Origin of the sequence: Hydrogenovibrio halophilus DSM 15072, from assembly GCF_000384235.1 — a bacterium.
GTDB lineage: Bacteria > Pseudomonadota > Gammaproteobacteria > Thiomicrospirales > Thiomicrospiraceae > Hydrogenovibrio > Hydrogenovibrio halophilus.
Genome location: NZ_KB913033.1, coordinates 477138 through 499814 on the forward strand (window position 1 = coordinate 477138; position 22677 = coordinate 499814).

Genomic DNA, 22677 nt, shown 5'->3' on the forward strand with positions numbered 1-22677 from the left:
TCGGCTCCACCAGGCCTGACGACGGAGACTTCACATGACCCCCACGGACACAGACCTGTCTGAACAGCTCGAACCGATTGACCGCATTGACAGTTTTGAAGCGCTGGATCTGGACCCGTCCCTGCTGGCGGCGCTGGAAGCCCAGCATTTTCATCGCCCGACCGCTGTGCAAGCCGCCACGATCCCAGTAATGATGGAACAGCGTGACCTGCTTGCCGGTGCCGCCACCGGCACCGGCAAAACCGCCGCGTTTGTCTTGCCTGCCCTGCAGCGCCTGCTGGACGACCCCAGGCCGACCAGACACCCCAGGGTGTTGATATTGGCGCCGACCCGGGAACTGGCGTTTCAGACCCACAAGGTGGTCAAACAGCTCGGCCATTTCTGTGAATTTTCGTCGCAAGTGATCACGGGCGGCATCGCCGCCAACCAGCAGCTGTCACGCTTGAAACAGCCGCTGGACATTCTGGTGGCCACGCCGGGACGATTGCTCAAGCTGATGGCCGACGCCTTTCTGGATTTGTCCGACTTGGAGCTGGTGATCATCGACGAAGCCGACCGCATGCTGGACATGGGTCAGGGACCGGACGTACTGGCTTTGCTGGAAGCCATCCCCCGCGAATTTCAGGGCGGGTGTTTTTCCGCGACCCTGGCGGGAAAAGGACTGGAAGACTTTGCCCAACAAGTACTGGACGAACCCGAGGTCATTCACATTGACGCGCCCAACCAGCAATCCCGACAGGTTCAGCAAAGCCTTTATCTGGCCAAAGACCGCGATCACAAAGGCCAGTTGTTGCAGGCGATCATTCGCGACCCGGCCTGTCAACGCGCCCTGATTTTCTGCAACAAAAAAGAGCGGGCCATCGAATGGCAAGCCTGGTTACAGGCTCAGGACATTGACAGCCTGTTACTGCATGGCGACATGATTCAAGCCAAACGCTTACAGATTCTCAAACGTTTCCGTCAGGGCCAGCCGCCGGTGATGGTCGCCACCGATGTGGCCGCGCGCGGTCTGGATGTGGACGGCATCACCCATGTGATCAATGCCGACATGCCGTTTCGCGGCGACCAGTACATTCACCGCATCGGCCGCACCGGGCGCGGCCATCAGGCGGGTGTGGCCATCAGTCTGATCGAACGCCACGACCTGCCCAATCTGCAGCGGATTGAATACCATCTGCAACAGACCCTGCCCACCGAGGTGATCAAAGGGCTGGAACCCGGATTCAGCCGCAAGGATCTGGACAAGCGCGCCAAAAAACCGAAAAAGAAAGCCAAGGCCAAAAAGAAAGTCTCCGCCAAAAAGTCAGGTAAGGCCAAAAAACCGGGCACCCGACCCAAACGCCCCAATCGTTAAGTTTCCGACATTTCAGGGGGTGGGTTCGGAAGGCGATTGAGAAGACGGTTCAGCGGGTTCGGCCGATTTCGCGGTCTCCGGCTCCAGCGACAACCGGTCAAAATAATAATGCGCCAGCGTAATCACCCCCAGGACCGGTGCAAAAAAGCTCAGAATCGGCAGCACACTGAGCAGATACCAGAGCGCCAACGGCATGGTGCCCGTCCAGTCTGTCACCGACTTGACCCGGTCAAACAGGGGTTTGGGCAAAATGACCTGACCCACGTCCAATACCAGCGCATACCGAAAAAACAGAAACCCGATCAGCCAGAACCAGAGGATATTGACCAGAGGAATAAACAGCAGCGGCAAGGTCACCAGCAGCAACAGCAGCATGCCCAATGCGTATTTCACAATTTTCCAGGTCAGCCCCCAGAAATGCCCGTGCCCGGCATAATCGGTATAAGGGTAATGCTTGTCATGCACCGCCTTGACCAGAGAATCGGTCATAAAGGCGGTGACAATCATCGCAAACAACAGCACCAGGTAGCTGCCCAGAATGATCCCCAACACCCCGGCGACGATGGTGACCAGAAAGCCGACCAGCCACAACAGAAAGCCCCCGATCAGTGGAATCGAAGCCAGGGTCTGCTCCGCCGAGTTCTCCCAGTCTTCGATCATGGCCATCCACGGGTTGTTCCAAAGCAGATCGGAAGACACCGCCCAGCCAAACACGGCATACCCCAACACCGACACCGCAATCAGCCCCACCACAAACGGGACAAACAATCGCACCAGTATGGCCGGTTCTTTCAGGTCAACCAGTGTTTTCCAGAGATAAGTGACGCCCACGCTTCCGCCTTAATTGAGTCCTGTGCACGAGATAGAGACACGGACAAAAATGGTTAAAATTTCCCATATTTTCGTTGAAAAACTTCCGAATAGCCAGCTATTCGCTGCGTTTTTCGCCTCAAACGAAGAACTCGACGCCCGAAAAGGTAAGTCGAGAACCTGGAAAATTTTTCCTCATTTTTTCCTCGCGCTCTACCCGTGCAAAGAACTCTTAATGAATGTAAATGGTTTTGATATTGGTGAATTCGCGAATGCCTTCGCGTGACAGTTCACGTCCGTAACCGGAGTGACGAATGCCGCCGAATGGCAGACGCGGGTCGGAAAAGGTGATGCTGTTGACATAACTGGCCCCGGATTCGATGTTGCGGGCGATGGTCTCACAAGTGGCGGCATCTTTGCCCCAGACACTGCCGCCCAGCCCGAAGTCGGTGGCGTTGGCCAGTCCGACCGCATGCGCCGGTTCACTGGCCTTCAGCACCGTGGCCACCGGACCGAACATCTCTTCATGGTAAGCCGGCATGGCCGAAGTCACATCGGTCAGGATGGTGGGCGCATAATAACTGCCGGGACAATCCAGCTGATAACCGCCCGTCACCAGCGTCGCGCCCATCTGCACCGACTTCTGTACCTGAGCGTCCAGTTCTTCCAGCAGATCCTGACGCGCCATCGGCGCCAGAGTCGTGTCGGCGTCCATCGGATCGCCCGCCTGCAACTGGCTTTCCACCGCTTCCTTGAATTGGGCCACAAATTCATCATGACGGTAGGCGTCCACAATAAAGCGTTTGGCAGCGATGCAACTCTGGCCGCAATTCTGGAAACGTCCCTTGACCGCACCGGCCACCACCGTGGCCATGTCGACATCATCCAAAATGACAAAGGCGTCGGAGCCGCCCAGTTCCAGCACGCATTTTTTGAGTTCGCTGCCCGCCACCGCGGCGACTTTGCGCCCGGCGGGCTCGCTGCCGGTCAGGGAAACGGCTTTGATCACTTTGTTGCGAATCACCGGCTCCACTTGCGAGGCGCTGATCAGCATGTGCTGGTACACGCCTTCCGGGTAACCGGCTTTGCGAAAGACTTCTTCGATCGCCAGCGCGCATTGCGGCACATTGGAAGCATGCTTGACCAGTGCGATGTTGCCCGCGGTAATGGTGGGCACCGCAAACCGGAACACCTGCCACAGCGGAAAATTCCAAGGCATGACACCCAGTACCACCCCCAGCGGCTTGTAGGTGAGGTAACTGCGGGAGCCGCCGGATTCCAGCGGCTCGTCGGCCAAAAACTCCGGGGCCTTTTCGGCATAATAATCACACAGTTGGGCGCATTTATCGACCTCCGCCAACGCTTCCTTGTAAAGCTTGCCCATCTCCAGCGTAATCAGTTCGGCCAGGGGTTCGCGATCGTCCAGCAGCACATCGCCCAATCGTTTCAACAACTGACAACGGTGCTCCAAAGGCACTTCTTTGGCCCACTGCGTCCACAGCATGCCAGCATCGGTCACTGTCTGCTCAATCGTGGCCTCGTCCCAGAGGTCAAATTCCGCATTGTGGGCCCCGGTCGCCGGGTTCATTGATTGCATCGCCATGATTCCATCCCTTTTTATTCATGCCATACGTCGTTCGCAGTCGGCTGGCTGACGTTCGACTGGTTTTTTACCAGGCTTGGTAAAAAACCACTTTCACCGCTCAGGGTTCACTGAGCCCTTCTGCCGGGTTTTGTTCTATTCTATGCGCCCAGGCACACGCCGCCAAATAAATTCGGTTGAGGTAGGCGATGTCGTTTTCAAAAAACGTCATGCTGACATCGGGCAGCTGGCCCCGCTCAAAACTCCGGCACCAGCCCAATACCTGCCCCATCAGCCCTTCGCCTTCGAGGATGGCTCGGGTAATCGCATCTGCCAACACCATCTGTTCCAGCAATCCCGATTCCGGCTGGCGGAAATAAGCCTCCAGCAGAGAAAAAAGCCCGCCCAGAAAAAACTCGTCTTTCTGATCCGGCATGTGCATCACAAACGCCGCCTGCTCACAGAACCGGGCTCGGGTCAGAGCGGTAATGGTCAATTCCGGTGGTGTCTGTTCTTCCGGCAGTGCTTCCACTTCTTCGATCAGGGATTCCAGATGCCCCATACCGGTGTAATGCAATGCCTGATGCAGGTCATCCAGTTTCAGGTTGTGCGCCTGAGCCAGATCGTTGAGACTGTGTACCAGTTTGAACGCCAGGGACGGCACCTGTGACAGCAACACGCCGATGGGTTCAAAACTGGTGCCTGGCCGTTGCATTTCCTGCTTGAGAGACTGCAAGGCACTGTGATTGACACCCGGTTCATAGCCGGGCTCCGCAGGTAAGTGCTGCCAGAACAATCCCTGAAAATTTTCCACACCCTGCTGGCGGAGCGCATCAAACTGTTCTGAGGTTTCGACCGGATGGGCCACCGCCTGAGCGTCGCTTTGATGAATGCGCGCCACCCGGCTTTTCAGAGTGGTTTCGTCCAGCTGAGCGGTCTCAAGCCGTGCCCAGTGCGAAATGGGCAGCAGCTTGTCGGCCACCTCCGAGCCATCGTAATCGCCCAATGCCAACAAAGTGCCGTCCGCACGCAGCGTTTTCAGACGTTTCAGGATCGCCACATCCTTGACCATGGACAGGGGCAACTCCAGAATCAGCTGATCGGGCGATGCCATCTCAGGCAAGGGCGCGTCGGCCAGCAGAGCATGTGGCAACGCCAGCCAGAGCGGCGCCCCCGCCACCACTTTGGCAAAACCGGTGTTCTGCTCGACCGTCTCAATCAGACGAATCGCAGCGTCCAGATCGTTCTGAGTGGGCTCCGGCGGCAAATGCAGGCACAGGCGCACGGCCTGGGTCTGCAAATTGGCATCCAGAATGGGCTGTCGTTCAAAAAACACCTCGGCCATCGTCGACCTCCTGCCAGGTTTTAATCATGTTCCATCACGCGAAAAGGTTAAGCGCTGCCCCGGCTGAAACGGCGCAAACTGCCCCCGTTCGTAAATCAGGTGACCGTTTACCAGGGTGGCGGTGACCGAGCTTTGAAAACGCTGGCCCGACCAGGGCGACCAGCCACAATGATACAACACGTCTTCGGGGTCATCGGTATGAGGACGGTTGGGATCGACCAGCACCAGATCGGCGGCATAGCCTTCGCGAATGAACCCACGGTTGGCAATCTGATAGCGAATGGCCACATTGTGTGCGGTTTTCTGCACCACCGTTTCCAGATCAAACACGCCCTGATGCACCAATTCCAGTAGGGAAACCAGCGATTTCTGTACCTGTGGCAGACCGGCCGGTGCCTGGAAGTAGCGGTTCTGTTTCTCGTCCCAGGTGTGCGGTGCGTGATCGGTGGCAATGATGTCAATGCGCCCGTCCCTGACCGCCTGACGAATCGCGTCACGGTCGGCACGGGATTTGATCGCCGGATTGCATTTGATCAAGGTGCCCAAACGCTCATAGTCTTCGTCGCAAAACCACAGATGATGGGTGCAGGCCTCGGCGGTGATCTGCTTGCCGGCCACCGGACCTGGCTCGAACAACGCCATTTCGTCGGCGGTGGTCAAATGCAGCACATGCAGATTGGCACCGGTTTTTCGGGCCAGATCGACCGCAAACGAAGACGATTTGTAGCAGGCCTCACGGCAACGGATCTCGGGATGGGCCGACATGGGCACGTCCTCGCCATACTTTTCACGGTACAAGGCTTCCTGCGCCTGAATCATCGGTGTGTCTTCGCAATGAGTGGTAATCAAGGTCGGGCTGTGGGTGAAAATCTGCTCCAGGGCCACTTCGCGATCCACCAGCATGTTTCCGGTTGAGGCCCCCATGAAAATCTTGACCCCGCAGGCCGCATTCGGGTCCAGCGCCTTGACCTGTTCGATGTTGTCATTGGTCGCGCCCAGGTAAAACGAATAATTGGCCCAGGCATTTTGCGCCGCATGGGCGTGCTTGACTTCCAGCGCTTCCAGCGAAGTGGTGGCGGGCTTGACGTTGGGCATGTCCATAAAGGTGGTGGTGCCACCGGCCACCGCCGCTTTGGATTCGGTCGCAATCGAACCTTTGTGGGTCAGTCCCGGATCACGAAAATGCACCTGATCGTCAATCATGCCCGGCAATAGCCACTGGCCGGGGGCTTCGATCACCTTGTCCGCCTTGCCGGTCAAATCCGGACCGATCTCCGCGATCAGGCCATCCCGAATCAGAACATCCTGCTGATGGCGCTGACCCTCATTAATCACCGTCGCCTGCGTAATCACCGTGGCCGTCATACTCTGTCCTCTCGTCGTTTCCATCTCTACTCAGCATTCTAACCCGTCCGGCTCAGCGATAACAAAAAATCCCTCAGCGAAGACGGCACCCGACCAGGGTCGAGACAAACCCCTGATCAGACTGGGGAAACTTTTTGTCTTCTCGCTTCGTTTCTGCCAAAATAGCTGCAAATTATTATTTAACAAACCGTGTTGCCTCTTGAAACGATTATTGACCCACATTTTGAACGGCTCCATTTTCCAGGGCGGTCTGCTTTTGGCAACTGGCCTATTGATCGGTCTGAGCTGGTGGGCCGATGCCCGTGAGCAACAACGACTTTCCCAGAATTGGCAGGCCGCACTGAATCAGGCCGTGTCCGAGCTGAAATCGGATCGTCGGCGTTTGCAACCCTTGCTGGCCGCCACGGGCGATCTCAGCGAGCCACAACGTCAGACACTGGCGCAGGCACTGTCACAACAGCCCGGGGTCAGGGTTGTTTTTCAGGATACCCTGCCAGCGAAGGCCGAATCGCAGCCGTTTCAGCTGGTTTGGGCAACGCCCATTCAAAACCGCTCTCAATGGGGCGTGATCACGGTGGATCTACCCGAATGGCTCAAGGCGTCTTTCCGCCACTTGCCCGCTTCCAACCTGACTCTGACCGAAACCCACAGCGACACAAGCGAACCACTGTTCCAGTCCAGCGCCCTCGATTCTGCCTGGCGGACCCACCGACTGACGTTTTCACTCAACGACCATTTTCGCCAGCTGACACCAGCACAGGCCCACTATGCGCTGACACTGACCACCGCGGCACGCTGGCCAACCGGCCAGCTTCCCTGGATTGCGCTGATGACGGTATTGATCATCGTGCTCTATGTCTGGTTGCTTGGCCGCTATCGGCGTCATTCCGATCAGCGCAGGGAGTGGGGACTGAATCAGCGGCGCTTTAGCCAATATGTGAAAAATGCCCACGAAGCCATCATTCTGTGTGACCCCAATGGCCTGATCCGCCACTGGAACCCGGCCGCCGAAACCCTGTTCGGTTATCGCAAGACCGAGGTACTGGGCAAGCCGCTTCAAAGCTTTCTGACCGATGGCGACAGCCGACCGCACAATATGTTCCGCCTGCTGGCCCAGGAAAACGAAAAACATTACGAAATCGCCTTTATCCGCAAAAATTTTGAGACCGTTCGCTGCGAAGTCACCGCCACACGGTTTGACCAGGGCGACGAGTACGAATACGCGCTGTTCATTGACGACATCACCCAACACAAACGCCGTGAGGCCGAAATCGAACAGCTGGCCTATTACGACCCCCTGACCGGCCTCGAAAACCGGCACTTTTTCAGCCAGAACGTTGACAGTTATCTGGCGCAGTCGCCACTGGACCCAAGCGTGGTCTTTCTGATCGATCTGGACGGCTTCAAACAGATCAATGACACGCTCGGTCACGAATTCGGGGACGAACTGCTCAAGGTCATCGGCAGCCGCTTGAACCACTCCATCCGCAGTGCCTTTCCGCCCCCACGCCTGTGTCGGTTCGGCGGTGACGAGTTTCTGGTATTGCTGAGCAGCATTGAGCCGGACGAAGCCATCGCCACCGCCCGACGTTTGCTGGAAACCCTGCACAAACCCATCAAAATCGAAAAAGAGGAAGTGCACATCACCGCCAGTCTGGGCATCGCCTTTTATCCGGAACACGGTCACAACCTGAGCGATCTGTTGCGTCACGCCGACAGCGCCATGTACGAAGCCAAGGCCAAAGGCAAAAACACCCTGGCCATCTACGACAACACCATTGAAGCCCGACTGTCCGAACGCCTGAAAATCGAGCGTGGCTTGAGGCGCGCTCTGGACGACAACGAACTGGATCTGTATTACCAGCCGCAAATCGACGTGCGCAGCCAGCAGGTCAATGCGGTTGAGGCCCTTTTGCGCTGGGAACATCCCGAGATCGGCCCGGTTTCCCCCGACCGTTTCATTGCCATTGCCGAACAGAGCAGCCTGATTCTGGAGGTGGGGCACTGGGTATTGCAGACCGCAGTCAATCAGCTCAAGGTCTGGCAGGGCACCCCGTTTGAATCGCTGCATATCGCCATCAATGTCAGCAGTCATCAACTGGAAGATCCGACGTTTCTGGATCAGGTGCATGAGATGATGGCAAAGGAAAAGGTGCCGTTTGAGAAGCTGGAAATCGAACTGACCGAACGCTCGATCATGTCCAATGCCCAGGACAATGTCGACATGCTCTACCAGATTCGGGAACGCGGACTGACCATTTCTGTGGACGACTTCGGTACTGGCTATTCGTCTCTGAGTTATCTCAAGCGATTCCCACTGAACATCCTCAAAGTGGACAAGTCGTTTGTCGATGGTCTGCCCGATGACGAAGACGATGCCGCCATCTCCCGGGCCATCATCAAACTGGCCCAGAGCCTGAACATGAAAGTGATTGCCGAAGGCGTGGAAAACCAGGCCCAGTTTGACTTTCTGCTCCAGGCCGGCTGCGACATGGTGCAGGGCTACCATTATTGCAAACCCCTGCCCGTTCACGCCCTGGAAGCCTGGATGCATCATTACGACCCGGTGCACGCTGTCGCCGAACCCTTATTGACCGATCCCCAGACCCACGAGCAACCGAAATGACCCCGTTGAAATGGTTGCTGATTGGGCCCCTGCGCTTCTACCAGTGGTTTATCAGCCCACTGCTCGGACCGCGTTGCCGTTTTTACCCCACCTGCTCGCATTATTCGATTGAAGCCATCGAAACACATGGCATTCTTTGCGGCAGCTGGCTGAGCATACGACGCGTATTGCGCTGCCATCCGGGCAACCCAGGCGGCGTGGACCCGGTTCCCGAGTGCGGTTGCCACCGCTCTCCTTCGTCTGACTCTGACCCGGATCAAAACGACGCTTCTTCGGACCCCGCTTCGCGTTCCTGACTTTCCTGTCATCCAGACGTCATCTGTCCGTGATAGACTTGGCGGCGGAATAGCGTCTTTAAAAGCCTCTGAAAAGGCGCTAAAATGCTGATTCTGCCTCCGGCCATCTCGGCCGGCCACGACGCGCAAGGGAGTGCCGCACCGATGAACGACCAGAAAAACCCCTATATCAACCGTGAACGCAGCCTGATGGAGTTCAATCGCCGAGTGCTGGCCCAGGCCAAGAACCCCAACATTCCCCTGCTGGAACGTTTGAAGTTTCTGTGCATTTCCAGCAGCAATATGGACGAGTTTTTCGAGGTGCGCCTGGCCAGCCTTTATGAGTTACAGAGCGATCCCGGTGCGCGCACCAAGCCCGACAACATGGTGCCGGAGCAGGCAGTCGACATGCTGCATGAAGTGGCACGGGAACTGGTCGAAGACCAATATGACACCCTCAACCACACCCTGATTCCAGAACTGGAAAAAGAAGGCATTCGTTTTCTGCGCCGCAACCGCTGGAACGACAAGCAAAAGGAATGGATACGCCAGTTTTTCATAGATTCCCTGCAGCCGGTCATGAGCCCGATGGGACTGGACCCGTCCCACCCTTTCCCACGCCTGCTCAACAAAAGTCTGAACTTCATTGTGTCGCTGGAGGGCAAGGACGCTTTTGGCCGCACCAACGGCCTGGCCATTGTTCAGGTGCCGCGCTCCCTGCCACGTTTGATCAAACTGCCGCCTGAAGCCACCGACGGCGACAACGATTTTGTGTTTCTGTCCTCGGTGCTGCATTCCAATGTGTCCAACCTGTTCCCGGGCATGACCGTCACCGGCTGTCACCAGTTCCGCCTGACCCGCAACACCAATCTGTTCATCGACGAAGAAGAAGTCGATGACATCATGCAGGCCATTCAGGGGGAACTTTCCAGCCGTGATTACGGCGGGGCCATCCGTCTGGAGGTGTCGGACCGCTGTCCACCCGACATGTACCGTTACCTGCTCAATCAGTTTGATCTGGACGAATCCCAGCTGTATCAGGTCAATGGCCCGGTCAACCTGCATCGTCTGGACGCCGTGCCGGACATGGCCCGTCGCCCCGATTTGCTGTTTCCGCCGTTTTCGGCACGCAAGCTGACCGCGCCCAAAGCCAAACAGAGTTCGTTCAAGCTGTTCAATCGCAAACAGGAACCCGAAAGCCTGTTTGAACAGATTCAACGCAAGGACATTCTGCTGCACCACCCATACGATTCTTTCAGCCCGGTGATTGAGTTTCTGCAACAGGCTGCCAACGACCCCAACGTGCTGGCGATCCGCATGACCCTTTATCGCACTGGCGAGAAATCGGCGATCATCGATGCGCTGGAAAAAGCCGCGCATAACGGCAAGGAAGTGACCGCAGTGGTGGAATTGCGCGCCCGTTTTGATGAGGACAACAACATTGCCCAGGCCAACCGCCTGCAGGACGCCGGGGTCAATGTGGTCTACGGTGTGGTCGGATACAAAACCCACGCCAAAATGATTCTGGTGGTGCGCCGTGAAAAACAGCAGCTGCGCCAGTATGTGCATTTGGGCACCGGCAACTACCATCACGTTACCACCCGTTTCTACACCGACTTCGGTCTTTTGACCGCCAATCCGCGCATTGCTCAGGATGTGGCCAAAATTTTCCAGCAGCTGACCAGTCTGGGCGACACCAAGAATCTGGGCATTTTGCTGCAATCGCCTTTCACTCTGCAGCAGGGCATGGTCGAACGGATTCAGCGCGAAGCCGAAAACGCCCGCAATGGCCGTCCGGCCCGCATCATCGCCAAGATGAACGGTCTGCAGGAGCAGGGCATTATTGACGCCCTCTACCATGCCTCCCAGGCCGGAGTGAAAATCGACCTGATCGTGCGCGGCATCTGCAGCCTGCGCCCAGGCATCGAAGGCATGTCGGAAAACATCCGCGTCATCAGCATCATCGGGCGTTTTCTGGAACACCATCGCGTTTATTACTTCGAAAACGCGGATGGCAAACCCGAACTCTACTGTTCCAGTGCCGACTGGATGCGGCGCAATCTCTTTTCTCGCGTGGAAACCTGTTTTCCGATCGAAGACAAGGCGCACTTCCAGCAGGTGTTTACCGAAGGACTGGCCATTTATCTGCAGGACACCGTCGGTGCCTGGGAACTTCAACCGGATGGCAGCTACGTGCAGCGCCAACCTGATGAAAGCGCGCCCCCTTTCAGTGCCCAGCAATGGCTGATCGACAAATATTCCGAAACCGAAGAAGGCTGAAGCATGAGTTTTTTTGACAGCCTTTTACCGGGCCACCGACCCGAGGGCGCCCAGAGCATGTATGCCGCGATTGATCTGGGGTCCAACAGTTTCCACCTGGTCATCGCCCGCGAACTGCATGGACAGGTTCAGATTGTGGACAAACACAAGGAAATGATTCGCCTGCGTTCGGGTCTGGACAAAAAAGGTTATCTGACCGAAACCGCCTTTGATAACGGCATTGCCTGCTTGGAACGCTTCGGCCAGCTGATCAAAAACCTGCCCCCCAATCACGTTCGTGCCGTCGGCACCAACACTTTGCGCAACGCCCGCAACAGCCAGGCGTTTCTGGCGCAGGCCAAGCAGGCGCTGGGGCATGACATTCAGATCATCGGCGGGCAGGAGGAAGCCCGCCTGATCTATCTGGGCGTGGCCCACGACCTGCCACAGACCGATGAACAGCGTCTGGTCATGGACATCGGCGGGGGCAGCACCGAATACATCATCGGCAAGGCGTTTGAGCATGAGCATCTGACCAGTACTGAAATGGGCTGCGTCAGCATTACCCAGCGCTTTTTCCACAAGCCTGAAATCAGTGAAAAAAGAATGAGCAAGGCCATCAGTCGTTGTCGCCAGGTACTGCGTCCGCATTACCGGAAGCTGACGCGTATGGGCTGGGACAATGCCTATGGCGCGTCCGGGTCGATCAAGGCGCTGGGCAACATTCTGGTCGAAAATGGCTGGGATGGGGCCGAAGACGGTTCCCAGCCGGGCAGCATTACCCTGAAGGGTCTCTATCAGATTCGCGATGCCATCCTCAAAGGCGGCAGCGTGGCCAAAGCCGATCTGAAGGGACTCAAAGAAGAGCGGGTGCCGGTGCTGGCAGGCGGTCTTGCGATTCTGATCGCGACGTTTGAAGAACTCAAGATTGCCCAAATGCTGGTCTCAAGCAACGCCTTGCGGGAAGGTCTGATTTACGACACGCTGGGAAGACTCTATGATGCCGATGTGCGTGAAACCAGTGTGGCCGCAGCCCAGGCCTGGTTAAAAGTGGATCAGCCACAGGCCGATGCCGTGGCCGAAACCAGTCTGGATCTGTACCAGCAGGCCAGTGAGGTCTGGGAACTTCAGAACACGGAATACGACTACGACAAACTGTTGAAGTGGGCCGCGCAATTGCACGAAGCCGGCATCGCCCTCAGCTACAAGCGCTACCGTTACCACAGTGCCTATCTGATCGAAAATTTTGACATGGCCGGATTCACCCAACAGGAAAAACAGATGCTCGGGGCCCTGTTGCTCAATCACCGCGGCAAGTTTCTGGTAGAGCCTTTTGCCCGTCTGGATACGCCCCATGACACCAGATTACAACGCCTGACGGTGCTGTTGCGATTGGCCGTTCGCCTGCACAGGGGGCGTGAAACCGAACGTCCATCAATGCAACTGAACGTCTTTCACCAGACCGGGCTGGCCATCCGGTTTGAATCCGGGTGGCTGGCCAACCACCCGCTGACCCAACTGGACCTCGAAACCGAAGCCCAACACATGGCCGCGGCCGGATTTGAATTGATCTTCGAATAAGCAGACAGGCTGCTAGCGACGAGGTTTCTGGGTCCGTTTGCGTTGTTTTTTGTGGCGTTTCAGTTCGTTGTTTTCGGCTTGTGCAAGCGACTTTCCACGACGCTGCACAAAATTGGACGCCCGATCTTTATAAGGGTTGCTGGAGACACGGTATTCGATGCGCACCGGTGTCCCCACCCACTTGAAGGCTTTTCGGAACACATTCATCAGGTATTTGGTGTAAGCGGCCGGTAATTTGTCGACCTGATTGCCGTGAATGATCACCGTCGGCGGATTGACCCCGCCCAGATGCGCATAACGGCATTTTATGCGGCGGCCCCCAACCAGAGGCGGTTGATGATCGGCCACGGCCTGGGTCAGCACGCGATTCAAATCGGCGGTGGACACCGACTGCACCGACGCCTGATACACCGCATTCACGGTTTTGAACAGCGTGCCCACACCGGTACCATGCAACGCCGAAATCAAATGGCGCTCGGCATAATCCACAAACGAAAAACGGTGGCTGAGTTCGTGTTTAACCTTCTGGCGCTGTTCATGACTCAGATGGTCCCATTTATTGATCGCCAGAATCAAACCGCGTCCGGATTCAATCGCCAGTCCCAACAGGGTCAAGTCCTGATCGGTCACGCCTTCGGAACCATCCATCACCAGAATCACCACATGGCTCGATTCCATGGCCTCAATGGCCTTGACGATGCTGAATTTCTCGATTTTTTCCTTAATGTTTTTGCGACGCCGAATCCCGGCGGTATCGATCAGGGTATAGGCCTGACCGTCCCGCTCAAACGGCACAAAAATGCTGTCACGAGTGGTTCCCGGCAAATCAAACGCCACCACCCGTTCTTCCCCGATCATTCGGTTGATCAGGGTGGACTTGCCCACATTGGGCCGCCCTACGATCGCCACGCGCGTCCCTGGTTGCTCATCCAGAGACATTTCCGAGTCGGACTCGGTCGTCTCCAGGGCTTGCGACGCCTGTTCAATCGAGGCCAATGCCGTCTCCAGCAGATCGTTCACCCGGTCACCGTGCGCAGATGAGATGGCAAAGGGCATGCCCAATCCCAGCGCATAAAACTCGCTGCCGACCAGATCGGGGTTCTGACCTTCGGCTTTGTTCACCACCAACGTCACCGGCTTGCCAAATTCACGCAACTGCTGGGCAATGGTCTCATCCGCCGGAATCAAACCGGTGCGGGCATCCACCAGAAACAGCACAGCATCGGCTTCCTTGATCGCTTGCACCGCCTGGGACGCCATCAGTGGATCGACACCGGCCTGTTCACCGCTGAGTCCGCCCGTGTCGACGACGATAAAAGGATCGTCGCCGTACCGACCGCGACCGTACTGACGGTCGCGCGTCAACCCCGGGTAATCGGCCACAATGGCATCACGGGTGCGTGTCAGCCGGTTAAACAAGGTGGATTTACCGACATTGGGCCGTCCAACCAGTGCAATGATCGGTTTTTTCATTTCTGTGCGTCATCTTTGTGTTGTGCAAACAATCCCTGCGGATCGTTCGGGTGTTCAAACGCATACCAATCGGAAGCTTGTACCTGGTACGACTTCACATACCCGTCCGCATCCAGAGTGTAAAGCGTGTGATCTTCGGACCAGAGTCGGGAAATGGCATTGCCGGTGCCCAAATCGTTGCTGATTTTGACACGGGCCGTCAAGGCCCCATCCACACGGTCCAGCCAGTGTACGAAGCCAAAACGGTCCGCCGTGACCAACTGGTTCGAATCAAACGTCAGCACATCGATCAGGTAGCGCCCCTCCAGGCTGGTCTGTTCCCACAGAACGGTGCCATTCATCTTATCCAGCGCCTGCACCCGACTTTCATCATTGACCAGATACAACGCCTGATCGTCCAGCGCCATACCGCGGTAGCCGGAAACATCGCGCGTCCAGTAAAAAGCCCCGGTCTCGGGATTCAGAGCCGCCACTTTGCCCTGGTAACCCAGTGCAAACAGGCGACCGTCCTGGTAACGCAGGCCAGCTTGAATGTCGACCAGCCGTTCCAGATCGGTGCGGCCGGATGGCACCAGAAATTGTGTCTCCCATTGACGCTCACCCGTACGGGCATCCAGAGCCTCAATCCGACCGTTTTCCCAGCCGACAAAAAGGGTGCCGTCGGCAAAGGTCACCGGGGCCACGCCGCGCAATGACAGATTCGGCAGACTGCGCTCGATCACCCAGTTGACCTGACCGTTCTGAGGATTGATGGCGTAAAGCTTGCCATCCACTGTGCGCACAAACAGTTGACTGTGACCGATGACCGGTCGACTCAACACTTCACTGGACAAAGCCACCTGCCAGCGAACCTCACCGGTTTTTTCCGACAAACCGATCAGTTGCCCTTTTCCGGTGCCCACAAAAATCTGATGATCCAGCCGGGTCGGGCCAGCGGTCAGAGACGCCGCCATTTTTTTCTGCCAGATGACCTGATCCGTCCAGCGGCCCTGAGGCGTTTTGCTGGCTTTGGTCACATAACCACCCGGTACCCCGAAGAAAACGGCTGAATCCGTAGACTCAAAATAAAGCCCTTCAGCCTGAGCCGGAATAAAGGCCGACAGTTGCAGCTGCCATTGTTTGTCCAACGCATAAGGCGACGAGAGAGTCGGCAAAGGCGCTGGCGGCGTCAGTTCTTTCGAGGTGGAACACCCACCGAACACCAGAGCGGCCAGACTCAAACCGATCATTTTTGTCGTCATCGGCTTCCAAAATGCAACACGGAAATCCATCATTTAAATGCCTGCCAAGTCCGAAAGTTTGAGACGTGTCAGATTTTCCAGCCCGTCCGTGAGACCGGATACCGACAGCACTTTTTGATAGTGGGTTTTGGCCTCTTCGTGCGCTTCATGCTGCATCGCAACGTCACCGGCCACAAAATGGTAGTTGGCTTGCTCCAACGGGGCCAGCTCATCCACCGGGATCGCCGCCAGGAAACCCTCCGCCTCGGACAGACGCCCTTGCTGCAAAGCCACCTTGGCCGAACGCAATGCGGCCACCAGTTTCAAGGAAGCATCCTCACTGTGGGTTTGGATCCAGTCGTATTGCGCCAGTGCCTGATCGTACGCCTGCTGGTCGAAATGGTACTTTGCCAGAATCAGTGCAATCCCGGTTGAATAAGGGCTTTGCGGCTGTTCGGCCACAAAGCTTTTGGCTTCCCGCAGGACTTCTCCCACCTGGTTTTGCTGGGCCTGAGCCTGAACCATTTCAAACATGGCCGAACCCTGCATGGCTTTGGAAAGCTGATGATTCTGCCAATAGGTCCAGCCAGACCAAGCGATCACCACCACCAGCACGCCACTGAGCAGCCAGGTTCCATTTTTCTGCCACCAGGCCTTCAGGGCCTGAAGTTGCTCATCGTCGTCGTTATAGCGACTCATAGGTTTTCCTCGCTTTTTCTGAATCGGTCGTCATTTGGGTCAAATAAGGCATCAGCCGATCCCAATCGATGGTTTCCTGCTCGCGTTCTTCGCGCAGGAACTTGATCGCCACCCGCTGCTGCGCCACTTCCTCTTCACCCAGAATCAGTGCCATTTTCGCACCCGATTTATCGGCTTTCTTGAACTGACTTTTGAAACTGCCACCGCCGCAATGCATCTGCACTTTCAACTGCGGAAAAGCTTCACGAATCTGCTCGGCCAGAACCAGGCCTGGTCGATGTGCTGTTTCACCCGCCAGAATCAGATACAGGTCGGCATTCACTCGGGGAGGAACACAGTGTTTTTCCTGCAAAAGCACCATCAGGCGCTCGACGCCCATTGCAAAACCGACCGCTGGCGTGTGGCGGCCACCGATCTGTTCCACCAGGCCGTCATAACGCCCGCCGGCACAGACGGTGCCTTGCGCACCCAGGTCCTGGGTGATCCATTCAAACACGGTGCGGTTGTAGTAATCGAGGCCGCGCACCAGATTGGGGTTGATTTCATACTCAATGCCCAGATCATCCAGATAAGCCAACAAAGCTTCGAAATGCTGGCGCGATGCGTCATCGAGATGATCGGCAAGCTTGGGCGCTGCCGCAATCAAATCGGCCATATCAGGGTTTTTGGAATCCAGAATCCGCATCGGATTGGTATTCAGGCGCCGCTGACTGTCTTCGTCCAGTTGGCTGGCGTGTTCCTGGAAATAGGCAACCAGAATATCACGATAGGCGGCCCTGGCCGCTTGCGAGCCCAGAGAATTCACCTGCAGAGTCAGGTTTTCCAGTCCCAGCGTTTCCCAGAGGCGGGCCGTCATCGCAATCAATTCGGCATCGGCATCCGGAGTTTCCAGTCCAAACACCTCAACGCCCAATTGATGAAACTGACGATACCGGCCCTTCTGCGGACGTTCATGACGAAACATGGGCCCGGTGTAAAACAGCTTTTGCACCTGATTGTGCACCAGCCCATTTTGTATCACCGCCCGGACACATCCCGCTGTCCCTTCCGGGCGCAGACTGAGCGAATCGCCATTGCGATCCTCAAAGGTGTACATTTCTTTTTCCACAATGTCGGTGACTTCGCCGATACTGCGGGCAAACAAAGCGGTTTTCTCGACCGCAGGCAGTGAAATGCTCTCGTAACCGTACTGGCGTAAAACACGGCGGGCGCTATTGAGCAGGTAGTCCATGGCCCAGGCCGCATCACCGTGGACATCGTTCATGCCACGGACAGCAGAAATTGAATTCGACATAGTCTCTTTTAAGCGTGTTGATTCATTCGATTGAAAAATGTTGTTTGGGTTTGACTGAACGGATCCGTTACAGATTCATCCACACCAGAAAAGCCGCCAGAACCAGAATCACCAGCGTAATCAGACCCTTGAGCATGCCGATGGAAATCAAAGGTCTGGCATGTTCTTCTTCCAGATCCACCGCCTGAAGGGTCGCGCCCACATCGGTGACTTTGGGGAAAAAGGTGGCATAAGGGCTCAGATCCACTTCCAGCATCTCGGCGTAATTGCGGATATAGCCCCGCTGAAAAGGGTCCAGCTCGGCGAATTCAAACGCCCCGCTCTCAAACAATTCCAGATGTTCGGCACTGATGCGCAATGACTCCGCCGCATGGGTGAGGCTCATCCGCTTGCGCTCACGCGCCTGCCTGAGCTCGTGACTGAGCGCCTGAATCAGGGATTGCTCGGATTCGGCCGCAGCCGGTGTGGATGTTTCCGCGGGATCGCGTTCATTTTCAGCCATGGAGTCTTTCCAGATTCACGGTATTCAGGGTTCGTTTGGTACGATCTTTGACCTTACCGGCCAACTGACCACAAGCGGCATCGATGTCATCGCCACGTGTGCGTCTGACGGTACAGTTTACACCAGCCGCCATCAGTTGTTGCTGAAATTTATGCACCGCGTTGTTGGACGAGCGCCGATAAGGCGCACCATCAAACGGATTAAACGGTATCAGGTTGACTTTACAAGGCAAATCTCCCAGCAGCGCAATCAATTCCTGCGCATGCTGAGGCCGGTCATTGACCTGATCCAGCATCACATACTCAACGGTCACATGTTTTTTGCTGTGCCCGCCTTCCACAAAACGGTGCAAGGCCGGCATCAACACTTCCAACGGGTATTTTTGATTGATGGGCACCAGTTCATCGCGCAACGCATTATTGGGCGCGTGCAGAGAAATGGCCAGAGAAACGTCCAGCGCCTGTTTGATTTTATCGATCGCCGGCACCACCCCGGCGGTACTGATGGTCACCCGACGCTTGGACAAGCCATACGCGTTGTCGTCCATCAGAATGCGCGCGGCCGGAAAGGTGTGAGTGACGTTCAGCAGTGGTTCGCCCATGCCCATAAACACCACATTGGAAATCACTCGCTCTTCCTTGGGTAAGCAACCCAGCGCTTTGTTGGCCACCCATACCTGAGCCACGATTTCCCAGTTTTCCAGATTGCGATTGAACCCCTGGCGCGCCGTGGCGCAGAAACTGCAATCCAATGCACAGCCAACCTGCGACGAAATGCACAGGGTGCCGCGGCTTTTCTCGGGAATAAACACCACTTCCACCGAGTTATGGTGGTCCACTTCCAGCAGCCATTTGCGGGTACCGTCTTCCGAAACCTGCTCCGAGACAATTTTGGGCGTGCGAATCAAAGCCACCTGCGACAGTTTCTCACGCAGAGCCTTGCTCAGATTGGTCATTTCCTCAAAATCGCTGACGCCGTGCTGGTGAATCCACTTCATCACCTGAGCGGCACGAAACGGCTTCTCACCAATGTCGGCAAAAAACGCCTTGAGCGCGTCCAGATCCATGCCCAGCAGATCGGTTTTGTCCTGACGGGGCGTTGTTGGTGTCAGCTCAGTTGGCACTGTCGGCTCCATGCAGTTCCAGACGGGGAAAGAAAAAACCGATCTCTCGCGCCGCACTCTCAGGCGAATCCGACCCGTGCACCGAATTCTGCTGCATCGACACGGCGTAAAGTTTGCGCAAAGTGCCTGGATCGGCCTTGTCCGGGTCGGTTGTCCCCATCAGGCAACGGTATTGTTCGATCGCCTGATCGCCTTCCAGCACCATAACCACAATCGGCCCGGCGGTCATATTGGTCACCAGGGTTTCAAAAAAGGGTTTGCCCTGATGCTCACCATAAAACGCCTGAGCCTGATCGACGGTGAGATGCAGCATTTTAACCGCCACCACCGTCAAGCCGTTCTCTTCAATGCGTTGAATGATTTCGCCGATCAGGTTTCTTTTGACCGCGTCCGGCTTGATGATTGCAAACGTTTTCTCTAACACCTTTTTCCTCACAACTGGTTTGGCTGTTCTGTTGCGCAGAGCCCGGAAAAATCACTGAAAAACACCGTCTTTCAGTCACCCGCGCCAACAAAAAGCCTTCGAATTTTCAATATTTTAACAATCTGCACTCAGAATGTCAGAAAAAGCATCCTTCAACCTTCTGACCTTGTGTGCTGAGGTCTTCAAACAAAAAACCCCGGCCGGGCCGGGGTGAATGGGTGTGTTTGCAGAAAGCCAGGTCGATCAGACGCTGAACGACTCCCCACAACCACAACTGTCTTTGACATTGGGGTTGTGGAATTCAAAGCCTTCATTGAGCAGGCTTTCCTTGACGTAATCCAGTTCCAGTCCGTCCAACTTGTCCAGCGCGTCCTGAGACACCACCACTTTGACGCCATGGCTTTCAAACACCGTGTCCGCGTCCGAGATCTCATCGGCGTAATCCACCACATAAGCAAACCCGGCGCACCCGCTCACTTTTGCGCCCACTCGCAGGCCAACGCCATGACCGCGTTTGTCGAGCATGGTTTCCACACGATTCGCTGCCGCTTGTGTCAGAGTGACTGCCATAGGATTCTCCTTCCGTTGTGAGCACCGCATTGTAACCGATCAGGCCGATGCGGTTTTGCTATCAAATTGCACCGGCTTGGAACCGCAGCGTTTGTCAATGATGGTTTGCAGACTGACATCGCTCAAAAACTGATTGATCATCTCGCTCAAATCGGCCCAGAGCGCATGTGACAGGCATTCCTCACCTTGTTGACAGTTGGATTCACCCCGACAACGGCGTGGTTCCAGGTCTTCGTTAACCGCCAGAATCACTTCATTGACCTTGATCTCACCCGCCGGGCGGCTGAGTCGGTAGCCGCCACCCGGTCCGCGTGCGCTCAATACCAGGTCGGCTTTTTTCAGTCTGGAAAAAATCTGCTCCAGATACGACAGTGAAATCGACTGTCGCTCCGAGATCATCGCCAGCGTAATCGGGCCGTTTGACTGATTCAATGCAATGTCAAGCATCGCGGTGACCGCATAGCGGCCTTTGGATGTCAGCTTCATACATCACTCTTAGATCTTTGTAAATGAACACCCATCATACAAAAACCCACCAAATAACTCAAGATTTGTCCAAATCCGTTTGAATCGTGTCACGAATGTGCGCGCGCTGAGCCGGGTCATCCGGCTCCAGCACCGCGTCATCCAGGCCTGGTAATTCCACATGCGAATCCTGCCCGCCCAGCCGCTGCACCTCTCTGTTCAGGCGTTCCAGCTGTTCATCCTGGCCCTGGATGTGATCCAGCAGACTGTATATGGCTTTTTCCACCGGGTCTTCCACATTGCGGCTGACCCCATAGGCGTCAAAACCGATTTTTTCGGCCATGGCTTTGCGTTTACGGCTTTTCTCATCCGTCGGTCGCTCCACCACCCGGCCAGGAATCCCGACCACCGTGCGCATCGCCGGCACCGGCTTGACCACCACGGCATTGGAACCGATGCGGGCGTCGTCCCCCACCTCAATCGGCCCCAGTACCTTGGCCCCGGCGCCCACGACCACCCGATCCCCCAGTGTGGGGTGCCGCTTACCTTCCTGCCAGCTGGTGCCACCCAGTGTCACCCCATGGTAGAGGGTGCAGTCGTCGCCAATCTCGGCGGTTTCGCCAATCACCACGCCCATGCCGTGGTCAATAAAAAACCGACGCCCGATTTTCGCCGCCGGGTGAATTTCAATGCCCGTCAGCCAGCGCGCCAGACCGGAGACAAAACGCGACAGCCACTTGAGGCGCTTGTGCCACAACCAGTGAGTCAGCCGATAGAACAAAATCGCATGCAGGCCCGGATAGGTGGTCAACACCTCCAGCGTGTTGCGCGCGGCCGGGTCACGGGCAAACACACAGCGAACGTCTTCCCGAATTCGATCAAACATCCGTCGTCTCCCCCACTGCGTCTTCCAGTCCCGCCGCTTTCAGCCGTGACTGCAAAGTGCTTTTTGACCAGGCCTGCCTTTGGGCAGAACGCAAAATGCCGCGCAGAATGTCGATTTCCTTGATGTCCAGGCCGCTGCGATTGAACAGACGGCGCATGCGACGCATAAAGCGCGCATTTTTGGCCGGATCCAGAAATTCGATGTCCTGCAGCGCCTGATACAGATGCTCGTAAAACCCTTCCAACTGCTCGGAACTGGCACGTCGATCCCGATAGCCCTGACCTTCCGGCACATCGTCAAAATCCGACGCCATCCGGCACTCGTAGCTGAACACCTGCACCGCCTGCGCCAGATTCAGGGAACTGTAATCGGGGTTGGAAGGAATGTGGGCCAGATAATGACACAGGTCCATCTCGGCATTGGTCAGCCCCGAATCTTCCCGCCCGAACACCAGTGCCACCGAATCGCCGTGCGCGGCTTGCTGCCAGGCCATCTCCGCCGTCTGGCGCACATTCACCTGAGGCCAGGCCACTTTGCGCAAGCGAGCACTGGCGCCGAAAACGGTGGCGCAATCGGCCAGGGCCGTTTCCAGATCCGGCGCCACTTCGGCCCGATCCAGCAGATCGGCGGCACCGGACGCTCTGGCCGACGCCACCTGACTGGGAAATTCGCGGGGACGAACCAGCGTCAGACGCTGCAAGCCCATGTTTTTCATGGCTCTGGCCGCCGCCCCGATGTTGCCGGGATGCGAGGTTTCCACCAGCACCACCTTGATTCGACTGAACGCCGACAGGTTTGTTTCCGATTCGCTCATGCTTTTCCGT

The 22677-nt window shown here is 56.4% G+C and carries 20 protein-coding genes; 5 read left to right on the forward strand and 15 right to left on the reverse strand.

Features of this window, described 5'->3' with window-relative positions; genetic code table 11:
- Nucleotides 1-34 precede the first annotated feature (34 nt).
- Nucleotides 35-1354, forward strand: a complete 1320-nt coding sequence (locus tag A377_RS0102355; protein WP_019894525.1) for a DEAD/DEAH box helicase — start codon at nucleotides 35-37, stop codon at nucleotides 1352-1354.
- A 12-nt stretch (nucleotides 1355-1366) separates the two neighbouring features.
- Here A377_RS0102355 and A377_RS0102360 read toward each other — a convergent pair whose 3' ends face one another.
- The 4 genes from A377_RS0102360 to A377_RS0102375 form a co-directional block, all read right to left on the reverse strand.
- Nucleotides 1367-2185, reverse strand: coding sequence for an EI24 domain-containing protein (locus A377_RS0102360; RefSeq protein ID WP_019894526.1), 819 nt, complete (start codon nucleotides 2183-2185; stop codon nucleotides 1367-1369).
- Between the two features lie 211 nt (nucleotides 2186-2396).
- Complete coding sequence (locus A377_RS0102365) at nucleotides 2397-3767, reverse strand: NAD-dependent succinate-semialdehyde dehydrogenase (protein WP_028485196.1); 1371 nt, start codon at nucleotides 3765-3767, stop codon at nucleotides 2397-2399.
- Nucleotides 3768-3867: 100 nt separating this feature from the next.
- The gene (locus A377_RS0102370; protein ID WP_019894528.1) at nucleotides 3868-5091 is read right to left on the reverse strand and encodes an EAL and HDOD domain-containing protein; all 1224 of its coding nucleotides are present in this window, start codon (nucleotides 5089-5091) and stop codon (nucleotides 3868-3870) included.
- 24 nt (nucleotides 5092-5115) lie between these two features.
- On the reverse strand, nucleotides 5116-6456 hold the full coding sequence (locus tag A377_RS0102375) for a dihydroorotase (protein ID WP_019894529.1): 1341 nt from the start codon (nucleotides 6454-6456) through the stop codon (nucleotides 5116-5118).
- 199 nt (nucleotides 6457-6655) lie between these two features.
- Here A377_RS0102375 and A377_RS12635 point away from each other — a divergent pair, with 199 nt between their 5' ends.
- The 4 genes from A377_RS12635 (at nucleotide 6656) to ppx (ending at nucleotide 13197) form a co-directional block, all read left to right on the forward strand.
- Complete coding sequence (locus tag A377_RS12635; protein ID WP_157760696.1) at nucleotides 6656-9082, forward strand: putative bifunctional diguanylate cyclase/phosphodiesterase; 2427 nt, start codon at nucleotides 6656-6658, stop codon at nucleotides 9080-9082.
- A complete protein-coding gene (yidD, locus tag A377_RS12925) occupies nucleotides 9079-9378 on the forward strand; it encodes a membrane protein insertion efficiency factor YidD (RefSeq protein ID WP_083919068.1) in 300 nt (99 codons plus the stop codon). Before A377_RS12635 ends, yidD begins: the two co-directional genes overlap by 4 nt.
- A 144-nt stretch (nucleotides 9379-9522) precedes the next feature.
- Entirely contained in the window at nucleotides 9523-11637 is a 2115-nt protein-coding gene (ppk1, locus tag A377_RS0102385) for a polyphosphate kinase 1 (protein WP_028485197.1), read from the forward strand.
- Nucleotides 11638-11640: 3 nt separating this feature from the next.
- Nucleotides 11641-13197 (forward strand): exopolyphosphatase, encoded by a 1557-nt coding sequence (gene ppx, locus A377_RS0102390; protein WP_019894532.1) that lies wholly within the window; start codon nucleotides 11641-11643, stop codon nucleotides 13195-13197.
- Between the two features lie 12 nt (nucleotides 13198-13209).
- Here the strand turns inward: ppx and der are convergent, their stop codons facing one another.
- The 11 genes from der to A377_RS0102445 all read right to left on the reverse strand — a co-directional run bounded on the left by der (nucleotide 13210) and on the right by A377_RS0102445 (nucleotide 22667).
- The gene (gene der / locus A377_RS0102395) at nucleotides 13210-14670 is read right to left on the reverse strand and encodes a ribosome biogenesis GTPase Der (protein WP_019894533.1); all 1461 of its coding nucleotides are present in this window, start codon (nucleotides 14668-14670) and stop codon (nucleotides 13210-13212) included.
- Nucleotides 14667-15911, reverse strand: a complete 1245-nt coding sequence (bamB, locus tag A377_RS0102400) for an outer membrane protein assembly factor BamB (protein ID WP_019894534.1) — start codon at nucleotides 15909-15911, stop codon at nucleotides 14667-14669. The genes der and bamB overlap by 4 nt, the downstream gene beginning before the upstream one ends.
- Before the next feature lie 33 nt (nucleotides 15912-15944).
- Nucleotides 15945-16589 (reverse strand): YfgM family protein, encoded by a 645-nt coding sequence (locus A377_RS0102405; protein ID WP_019894535.1) that lies wholly within the window; start codon nucleotides 16587-16589, stop codon nucleotides 15945-15947.
- On the reverse strand, nucleotides 16576-17883 hold the full coding sequence (gene hisS / locus A377_RS0102410) for a histidine--tRNA ligase (protein WP_028485198.1): 1308 nt from the start codon (nucleotides 17881-17883) through the stop codon (nucleotides 16576-16578). Before hisS ends, A377_RS0102405 begins: the two co-directional genes overlap by 14 nt.
- 67 nt (nucleotides 17884-17950) lie before the next feature.
- On the reverse strand, nucleotides 17951-18385 hold the full coding sequence (locus A377_RS0102415) for a helix-turn-helix domain-containing protein (protein WP_019894537.1): 435 nt from the start codon (nucleotides 18383-18385) through the stop codon (nucleotides 17951-17953).
- On the reverse strand, nucleotides 18378-19520 hold the full coding sequence (locus A377_RS0102420; RefSeq protein ID WP_019894538.1) for a bifunctional tRNA (adenosine(37)-C2)-methyltransferase TrmG/ribosomal RNA large subunit methyltransferase RlmN: 1143 nt from the start codon (nucleotides 19518-19520) through the stop codon (nucleotides 18378-18380). The genes A377_RS0102415 and A377_RS0102420 overlap by 8 nt, the downstream gene beginning before the upstream one ends.
- The gene (gene ndk, locus A377_RS0102425; protein WP_019894541.1) at nucleotides 19498-19932 is read right to left on the reverse strand and encodes a nucleoside-diphosphate kinase; all 435 of its coding nucleotides are present in this window, start codon (nucleotides 19930-19932) and stop codon (nucleotides 19498-19500) included. Before ndk ends, A377_RS0102420 begins: the two co-directional genes overlap by 23 nt.
- 243 nt (nucleotides 19933-20175) lie before the next feature.
- On the reverse strand, nucleotides 20176-20502 hold the full coding sequence (locus A377_RS0102430) for a HesB/IscA family protein (protein ID WP_019894542.1): 327 nt from the start codon (nucleotides 20500-20502) through the stop codon (nucleotides 20176-20178).
- A gap of 39 nt (nucleotides 20503-20541) precedes the next feature.
- The gene (locus A377_RS0102435) at nucleotides 20542-20988 is read right to left on the reverse strand and encodes an Rrf2 family transcriptional regulator (RefSeq protein WP_019894543.1); all 447 of its coding nucleotides are present in this window, start codon (nucleotides 20986-20988) and stop codon (nucleotides 20542-20544) included.
- Nucleotides 20989-21046: 58 nt separating this feature from the next.
- A complete protein-coding gene (gene cysE / locus A377_RS0102440; protein WP_019894544.1) occupies nucleotides 21047-21853 on the reverse strand; it encodes a serine O-acetyltransferase in 807 nt (268 codons plus the stop codon).
- On the reverse strand, nucleotides 21846-22667 hold the full coding sequence (locus A377_RS0102445) for an RNA methyltransferase (RefSeq protein WP_019894545.1): 822 nt from the start codon (nucleotides 22665-22667) through the stop codon (nucleotides 21846-21848). Before A377_RS0102445 ends, cysE begins: the two co-directional genes overlap by 8 nt.
- Nucleotides 22668-22677 lie beyond the last annotated feature (10 nt).